8 protein-coding genes are annotated in these 7,636 nt (G+C 59.3%); 3 read left to right on the forward strand and 5 right to left on the reverse strand.

The genetic code is table 11. The features are described 5' to 3' along the window. Window positions 1-40: 40 nt before the first annotated feature. The 5 genes from WMO44_RS10460 to WMO44_RS10480 all read right to left on the reverse strand — a co-directional run bounded on the left by WMO44_RS10460 (window position 41) and on the right by WMO44_RS10480 (window position 3,974). On the reverse strand, window positions 41-1,141 hold the full coding sequence (locus WMO44_RS10460; protein ID WP_349152545.1) for a DUF1700 domain-containing protein: 1,101 nt from the start codon (window positions 1,139-1,141) through the stop codon (window positions 41-43). Window positions 1,142-1,144: 3 nt separating this feature from the next. Continuing rightward, window positions 1,145-1,462 carry a PadR family transcriptional regulator gene (locus WMO44_RS10465; RefSeq protein ID WP_349152546.1) on the reverse strand — a complete coding sequence of 106 codons (318 nt, stop codon included), beginning with the start codon at window positions 1,460-1,462 and terminating at the stop codon, window positions 1,145-1,147. Window positions 1,463-1,597: 135 nt separating this feature from the next. Next, complete coding sequence (locus WMO44_RS10470) at window positions 1,598-2,425, reverse strand: transporter substrate-binding domain-containing protein (RefSeq protein ID WP_349152547.1); 828 nt, start codon at window positions 2,423-2,425, stop codon at window positions 1,598-1,600. A gap of 47 nt (window positions 2,426-2,472) precedes the next feature. Beyond that, entirely contained in the window at window positions 2,473-3,273 is an 801-nt protein-coding gene (locus tag WMO44_RS10475) for an amino acid ABC transporter ATP-binding protein (RefSeq protein WP_270193083.1), read from the reverse strand. Between the two features lie 17 nt (window positions 3,274-3,290). Next, window positions 3,291-3,974 (reverse strand): amino acid ABC transporter permease, encoded by a 684-nt coding sequence (locus tag WMO44_RS10480; protein WP_349152548.1) that lies wholly within the window; start codon window positions 3,972-3,974, stop codon window positions 3,291-3,293. Window positions 3,975-4,234: 260 nt separating this feature from the next. Here WMO44_RS10480 and WMO44_RS10485 point away from each other — a divergent pair, with 260 nt between their 5' ends. The 3 genes from WMO44_RS10485 to WMO44_RS10495 all read left to right on the forward strand — a co-directional run. After that, a complete protein-coding gene (locus WMO44_RS10485; RefSeq protein WP_435387733.1) occupies window positions 4,235-5,371 on the forward strand; it encodes an NAD(P)H-dependent glycerol-3-phosphate dehydrogenase in 1,137 nt (378 codons plus the stop codon). A 237-nt stretch (window positions 5,372-5,608) separates the two neighbouring features. Continuing rightward, window positions 5,609-6,406 (forward strand): zinc dependent phospholipase C family protein, encoded by a 798-nt coding sequence (locus WMO44_RS10490; protein ID WP_349152549.1) that lies wholly within the window; start codon window positions 5,609-5,611, stop codon window positions 6,404-6,406. A 43-nt stretch (window positions 6,407-6,449) separates the two neighbouring features. Continuing rightward, the coding region (locus tag WMO44_RS10495; protein WP_349152550.1) for an MFS transporter at window positions 6,450-7,636 on the forward strand (1,187 nt) is incomplete at its 3' end.

Consider the following 7,636-nt stretch of genomic DNA (forward strand, 5'->3'; position numbering starts at 1 on the left):
TCTTCGCTGGCGCAAAGCCATGGAAGAGGGGCGCTTTCTGTTATGCAGGGCGTTGTTCGTCAACGTTTAGATAAATCAGCCCTTTGGCGTAAAGATTCAGGATGCCGTTGGAACCGGAAGAGGTATAGCGTTTATCATATTCCTTATTGCCGATGCGTACAACGTCATCCGTGCGGGCATCGGTCGTGTAGTCGGCGGGGTCGCCATCCAGATGCAGGCGGATGCAGTAGGTTGCAGCGATACTGGCGTATTCCGCAATGGAAAGGTGATCGATCATACATTTGCCAGCAGGAAGCTCGACCAGCATGTCGCGGGTCACGGTCAGGTCTTCGGCACGCAGACTGCCATTGTTCAGCGCAACAGTCAGCGTTTTCAGCTGCATGGGCGCAAGGCGGACATCGCCGGTCTCCAAGCTGATGATCAGCCGGGTGAGGGCGTCTGCCGGAATGGTGACGGTGAGCATGGCCTCCGGGGCATCCTCGGCTACCTGCCAGTTTTCCGGCATTTCAAAGGTCAGGGTAGTGCGGCCATCCCCGCCGGTGGTGCGCAGAACAGGCGAATGCGGGAAGTTGTCGAACTGGAAGGTGGCGTATTTGTCCGAGGTGAGGGACGGGTCGGTGACAAAGGTCACAGAGCCGTAGTTCAGGCTGAGCTTCAGTTCCTGATCCAGCTTTTCCAGCGGGATCTGCAGGGTGCTTTCCCCAAGGTCATCGGCGGGGATGGTGAGGGGCACGGTATCGGCCGGGACAGCGAGGTAGCTGCTGCTGGCCTCCTCCGGGACAGAGCTGCTGTCCGCTGCCGGGGACGCAGGCTCGACCGGCTGCACCGGGGTGGCCTTGGAGTGCTGGAAGAAAAAGCAGGCCAGCACCAGCACCGCCAGCCCGCCGCCCAGCACCATGCGCCAGCGGGAACGCGGGGCAGGGGATACCGGGGCGGCAGAGCTGCCTGCCGGGGTCTGTTCGTCCAGAATTTTGCGGGCGACCTCCTCGGGACTGCCCAGCTCCGCAATGGCGCGGGCTTCGTTTTCCGGCCCGGCGGCATCCAGATAATCTTCGTAATAACTCAAAGCGTCCTTGCGCTCGGACTCCGGCAAGGGAGCCAGAAGCTGCTCCAGCGCAGCAAGAAATGCAGTACGGGTCATAGATCATTCCACCTCTCTGAAAAATGTGTCAATGGAAGAACGGTAGCGGCTCCACTCCTGCGCGTAGGCGGCAAGCTGCGCCTGCCCGGCGGAGGTGATCTGATAATAGCGGCGGTTGCGGCCATTGAAGGGCGCATCGTAGACCGTGAGCAGCTGATCTTTCTGTAACCGGCGCAGCACCGGGTACAGGGTGGATTCGCTCAGTTCCAGCGTGTGGGTGACCTGTTGGGTGATCTTGTAGCCGTAGGTACCTTCCGGCTCCTGCGCCACCACGGACAGCACAATGGCGTCCAGCAGCGCGGCACTGATGGGAAAACTCATGCAGGAACAGCCTCCTTTCAGTATGGTGTGTTTCTATAATATTATATATCATATAATATTGCATAAGTCAATAGACGAACGCAAAAAAAACACCGCTGCGGGTTTTCCACAGCGGTGCAGGGATGTATATAAAGCTTAATTTTCAGAAGAGATATCCTGTCCGAAATACTTCTCGCTCAGGGTCTTTAAGGTGCCGTCGGCGCGCAGGGCGTCAATGGCGGTGTTCAGCGCGTCCAGATAGGCGGTGTCCTCGCTCTTGAGCACCGGGATGGCCACATGGGAGGCTTCAGCGGTCTGTGCCACCAGCTTGAAATCTGCCTCCGGGTGGACGTTCAGGTAGTCGTAGAAGGAAACGTCCGCGTTCAGAGTGGCATCAATGCGGCCTGCGGTCAGCAGCTGGATGGTCTCTTCCAGCGTGTCGATGCCCTGCACGGTAGCGCCGTAGCTTTCGGCCAGCTCCATGTAGGTGGAAGCCAGACTGTTGGCGGTGGTCTTGCCCTTCAGGTCCTCAAAGCTGTGGATGTCCTCGTTATCCTTGCGCACCGCCAGCGCAGTGTGGATGTAGCCGTAGGGGGTGGTGAAAGCGTAGGTCTTGGCGCGCTCCTCGGTCACCTCCACGCCGTTGCACACCATGTCGTAGCGGCCTGCGTCCAGACCAGCAAACAGGCTGTCCCAGTCGCTCTCCACATACTCCGGCTCTACGCCCAGCTTTTCGGCAATGGCGCGGGATACCTCCACGTCGTAGCCCACCAGCGTGTCGGAGGAATCGTGGTAGCTCCACGGCTGCCATGCACCCTCCAGCGCCACCACCAGCTTGCCGCTCTTCTGGATGCTGTCCAGCTTATTCAGCGTTGCGGGACCGGCGGTACTGGAGGCAGTGTCCTTGGAGGAGCAGCCGGTCAGGCCCAGCACCCCGGCGGCAGCCATAACGCCCATCAGAGAGATAAAGGTTCTGCGTTTCATAAGTAAAAATTCCTTTCTGTCGAAAAAATGCAAAAAGAGAAGTGGTTTTATTCCGTATGGGCGATCCTGCGCAGGAAAGCCCGGGTGCGCTCCTCCTTGGGGGATGCAAAAAACTGCTGAGAGGGTGCCTGCTCCACCACCACGCCGTTTTCCATAAACACGGTCTTGGAGGAAACGTTGCGGGCAAAGCCCATCTCGTGGGTGACCACCAGCATGGTCATGCCCTCTTCGGCCAGCTGCCGCATCACGCTGAGCACCTCGCCGGTCAGCTCCGGGTCAAGGGCGCTGGTGGGCTCGTCAAAGTAAATAATTTCCGGGTCGGCGGCAAGGGCACGGGCAATCGCCACCCGCTGCTGCTGCCCGCCGGAAAGCTGGCGGGGGTAGTAGTCGGCGCGGTCAGCAAGGCCTACCTTGGCAAGCATCTTCATGCCGATCTCATCCGCCTGCTCCTTGGGCAGCTTACGCGCCACAATGAGCCCTTCGGTCACGTTTTGCAGGGCGGTCTTGTTGCGGAACAGGTTGTAGTTCTGGAACACAAAGGCGGTTTTTTTGCGCAGCCGGGCAATGTCGGCGCGGCTGGCATGGGCAAGGTCGAAGCTTTCGCCGTCAAATACCAGCTGCCCGGCATCGGCAGTTTCCAGAAAGTTTAAACACCGCAGCAGGGTGGTCTTGCCGGAGCCGGACGGCCCAAGGATCGCCACTACATCGCCTTTTTCCACGGTCAGGTCTACCCCGCGCAGCACGGGCAGCTCACTGGCGACCTTCCGTGCACCGGGGCGGTGGAAAAGGCCGGGCTTTGCGTAGGTGCGGAAGGTTTTTTGCACATTGCGGATCTCTAACATAGCCATAGGTGCGCACCTCCCTTTTACTGGAAGCCGCGGGCGTTGAGCTGACGTTCCAGCAGCGCCTGCAGCTTGGTGATGACGGTACAGAACAGCAGATACACCACAGCTACCTCGCAGTAGATGGGCAAAAAGATGTAGGTGCGGGCGGCTACCCGCTGCCCCGCCATGAACAGCTCTGCCACCGTGATATTGGACGCCAGCGAGGTGTCCTTGATCATGCCGATAAGGGAGTTGGACAGCGCAGGCACGGCGGTGCGCAGCGCCTGCGGCAGCACGATGCGGCGCATGATCTGCCACCAGCTCATGCCCACGCAGTACCCGGCCTCCAGCTGCCCCTGCGGTACGCTTTCCAGCGCACCGCGCATGGTCTCGGCGCAGTAGGCACCCTCGTTAAAGGCAAAGGTGATGACCGCTGCCGGAAAGGCGTTTAGCATGATGCCCACGCTGGGCAGGCCGTAAAAGATGATGAACAGCTGCACCAGCAGCGGCGTGCCCCGGATGACCCAGATGTAGAACCGGGCAATCTGCCGCAGCACCGGCACGTTGGCGTACTGCACCAGCGCCACCGCCACTGCGATGATCATGGCAAAAAAGAAGGAGAGAAGGGTCAGCGGAATAGTCATGGTCAGGCCTGCCGTCAGGATGCGGGGCAGCGCCTCCACCAGCACGCTGACCGTGCGGTTGGATAAAAGTGCTTCAAACATTGGTTTTTCCTCAAAATAAAAATACGCGCTCCGGCAAAGTTTTTGCCGACTAAAGCAGTATATACCTTAAAGTAGGGTCAAAGTCAAGAGACTGAATCACCAATCCCTACAAAACCTACCAGAATACTATAATAGCATGAAATGCCCCGCAGCGCAAACGGTTTGCACAAAACGTGTGATGTGACCGAAAAATTGCATAAACTTGTTAAATAATTGTGCAATGCGGCAGATGCTTGACGCTGTGGGTGCTTTCGTGTACAATGGTCATAGTAGTGCGCAGGCGCGGGGCAACGGCTCGGCACGGCGCAAATCCACCGGCAGGGGCTTGCCCTTGGCCCGGTGCAGACACGGAGGATACAAACGTGAAAAAGTTTAGTATTGGTGTTCTGGGTGCAGGTACCTGGGGCATGGCTCTGGCACGGATGCTGACCGTCAGCGGCAACGATGTGCAGGTGTGGTCGGCCATTGAGGCCGAGGTGGACAACCTTTCCGCCACCCGGGTACACCCCAATCTGCCGGGGATGGTCATCCCGCAGGAGCTGCGTTTTACCAAAAGCATAGAGGAAGTGTGCACCGGCAAGGACGTGCTGCTGTTTGCAGTGCCGTCGGTGTTCGTGCGCGCCACGGCAGCCAAGGCGCGGCCCTATATCCGCTCCGGCCAGATCATCGTGGATGTGGCAAAGGGCATTGAGCCTGATACCTTATATACCATGACCGAGATCCTTGCCGACGAGCTGAGCCACGAGAACGGCCCCCGCGCGGTGCGTCTGGTGGCGCTCAGCGGCCCCACCCACGCCGAGGAGGTGGCGCTGGATCTGCCCACCACCATCGTTTCCGCCAGCCCGGATCTGGAGGCTGCCGAGGTGGTGCAGGAGGTGTTCAGCAACACCTGTATGCGCGTGTACACCAACACTGATATCAAGGGCGTGGAGCTGAGCGGCGCCATGAAGAATGTCATCGCGCTGGGTGTCGGCATCTCCACTGGCCTTGGCTACGGCGATAACGCCCGCGCCGCCCTGATCACCCGCGGCATTGCCGAGATCGCCCGGCTGGGCGTGGCTATGGGCTGCAATGTCCAGACCTTTGCGGGTCTGGCCGGTATCGGCGATCTGATCGTTACCGCTACCAGTATGCACAGCCGCAACAACCGCGCCGGTATCCTGATCGGCAAGGGCGAAAGCCCGGAGCAGGCCGTGAAGGAGGTCGGCATGGTGGTGGAGGGCATCAACGCCCTGCCCGCCGCTATGGAGCTGGCCGAGAAGTACCATGTGGAAATGCCCATTGCCCAGACGGTGAACGCCATTGTCAAGGAGGGCATGAGCGCCAGCGACGCACTGCGCAACCTGATGTCCCGCGACCGCAAGAGCGAGATGCCGCAGGGCTATGAGAGTGTGTGAATCTGAATGATTAGAAAGGGACCTCCTGAAATGCCTGCGGGCATTTCAGGAGGTCCCTTTTCTGTTTGGGGGAGCGGCGGGAAGTGCAGCAAAATTATTAAAACTTTTTACAGAAAACAGACACAAAAGGGTAGAAGGTCGGCAAACTTTCTGCTATACTGGAAACGATAGGATTTTTGGTCAGTGCAGCCGGAACAGGGCGGCGGGCACTGGCACAGCAAGAAGGAGGAATGAGAGATGCCCTCTACCTACGCACACCGCCGCTTTGGCGCAAATGTGCTGGATCATCTGCCCGCGCCGCTGCGGGAAAAGCTGGAGGCACACCGGGAACTGTACGATATCGGTCTGCACGGGCCGGATCTGCTGTTCTATTACCATGCGGAAAAGTCCACCCCGGTCGCCGCGCTGGGCAACGCCATGCACGACGAGCCGGGCAGAACGTTCTTTGACCGGGCACGGCGGGTGGTGCATGAGGAAGCCGACCGCGAGGCTGCGCTGGCCTACGCGCTGGGTTTTGTGTGTCATTTTGCGCTGGACAGCACCTGCCACCCCTTTGTGGAGCAGTTTACCCGGGAGAGCGGTGTGACCCACTGCGAGATCGAGACCGAGTTCGACAATATGCTGATGCGCCGGGACGGCTATGACCCGCTGACCTTCTTTTCCGCCAGCCATATCCACCCCAGCGCGTCAAACGCCCGGGTCATTGCGCCGTTTTACAGGGATATTTCGGAGCAGACCGCGCTGGAAGCCCTGAAGGGGATGATCATGGTGCATAAGGTGCTGCAGGCTTCGAGCCCGGTCAAGCGCTGGGTGGTGCTGACCGGCATGAAGGTGCTGGGCAAGTACGATGGGATGCACGGCCTTGTGGCAAACCCGCAGCCGAACCCGCAGTGCACCGAGAGCAACCGCAAGCTGGACGCGCTGTACGCCAAGGCTTTACCGCTGGCAGAGCGGCTGATCTTAGAGTATGTGGCAAAGCTGGATACGGACGAGCCGCTGGATGCCGCCTACGACCACACCTTTGGGGAATTTTAAAAAACGCGCCGCCCGGCGGTGCAAAGAGGACAAGGGAAATACGATGAAAACTGAAAAATTCAAGGTGACACCGCTGGAGCGGGCATGGATCTTATACGATGTGGGCAACTCGGCCTTTGTGCTGATGATCGCCACGCTGGTGCCCATCTTCTTCAATGCGCTGGCCGAGGCCGGTGGGGTGAGCAAGGTGGACTATCTGGCCTATTGGGGCTATGCAAGCTCCATCGTCACGGTGGTCACCGCCATTCTGAGCCCCATTCTGGGCACGCTGGCCGACACCAAGGGCTTTAAAAAGCCCATCTTCATGCTTTGCCTTTTTGTGGGCGTCATTGGCTGCTGCGCCATGGGTATGGCGGGCACATGGCTGGCCTTTCTGGTCATTTTTATCATTGCAAAGATCGGCTACTCCGGCAGTCTGGTGTTCTACGACTCCATGCTGGGCGATGTGACCACCCCGGAGCGGATGGACATGGTGTCCTCCCGCGGGTACGCATGGGGCTATATCGGCAGCTGCGTGCCCTTTGTGGTCTGTCTGGCGCTGGTGCTGGGCAGCAGTGCGGTGGGGCTCAGCCAGATGACCGCGCTGTCCATCGCGCTGGTCATTACCGCCGTATGGTGGCTGGTGGTCACCCTGCCGCTGCTGAAAAAATACCGCCAGATCAACTATGTGGAGGTGGAGCAGCACGCCATCCGACAGAGTTTTGTGCGCATCGGGCAGACCCTGAAGCATCTGCCGCAGGACAAGCAGGTGTTCTGGTTTTTGCTGGCCTTCTTCTGCTACATCGACGGCGTGTATACCATCATTGATATGGCTACCGCCTACGGCACGGCACTGGGACTGGACACCACCGGTCTGCTGCTGGCGCTGCTGGTCACCCAGATCGTGGCTTTCCCCTCGGCGCTGATCTTTGGCCGTCTGAGCCAGAAATACGCGTCCAAGACCCTGATCCCGGTGTGCATTGCGGCCTATACCGGCATCGCCGTCTTTGCCTTCTTCCTGAAGAGCCAGTGGCAGTTCTGGGTGCTTGCCGTGGTGGTGGGAATGTTCCAGGGCGGCGTGCAGGCACTGAGCCGCAGCCACTTTGCCAAGATCATCCCGCAGGAAAAATCTGGCGAATACTTTGGTCTGTTCGATATCTGTGGCAAGGGCGCCTCCTTCCTTGGCACCATGATCGTCAGCGTGGGCAGCCAGCTGACCGGCAGCGCCAACGTGGGCGTTGGCTCCATTGC

Origin of the sequence: Faecalibacterium tardum (assembly GCF_040096515.1) — a bacterium.
In the GTDB taxonomy this organism is placed as follows: domain Bacteria; phylum Bacillota; class Clostridia; order Oscillospirales; family Ruminococcaceae; genus Faecalibacterium; species Faecalibacterium tardum.

What these genes read in the sequence shown, in the direction of transcription:
- WMO44_RS10460 (WP_349152545.1), bottom strand. Translation starts at nt 1,141, where the DNA reads ATGACCCGTACTGCATTTCTTGCTGCGCTGGAGCAGCTTCTGGCTCCC.
- WMO44_RS10465 (WP_349152546.1), bottom strand. Translation starts at nt 1,462, where the DNA reads ATGAGTTTTCCCATCAGTGCCGCGCTGCTGGACGCCATTGTGCTGTCC.
- WMO44_RS10470 (WP_349152547.1), bottom strand. Translation starts at nt 2,425, where the DNA reads ATGAAACGCAGAACCTTTATCTCTCTGATGGGCGTTATGGCTGCCGCC.
- WMO44_RS10475 (WP_270193083.1), bottom strand. Translation starts at nt 3,273, where the DNA reads ATGGCTATGTTAGAGATCCGCAATGTGCAAAAAACCTTCCGCACCTAC.
- WMO44_RS10480 (WP_349152548.1), bottom strand. Translation starts at nt 3,974, where the DNA reads ATGTTTGAAGCACTTTTATCCAACCGCACGGTCAGCGTGCTGGTGGAG.
- WMO44_RS10485 (WP_435387733.1), top strand. Translation starts at nt 4,235, where the DNA reads ATGGTCATAGTAGTGCGCAGGCGCGGGGCAACGGCTCGGCACGGCGCA.
- WMO44_RS10490 (WP_349152549.1), top strand. Translation starts at nt 5,609, where the DNA reads ATGCCCTCTACCTACGCACACCGCCGCTTTGGCGCAAATGTGCTGGAT.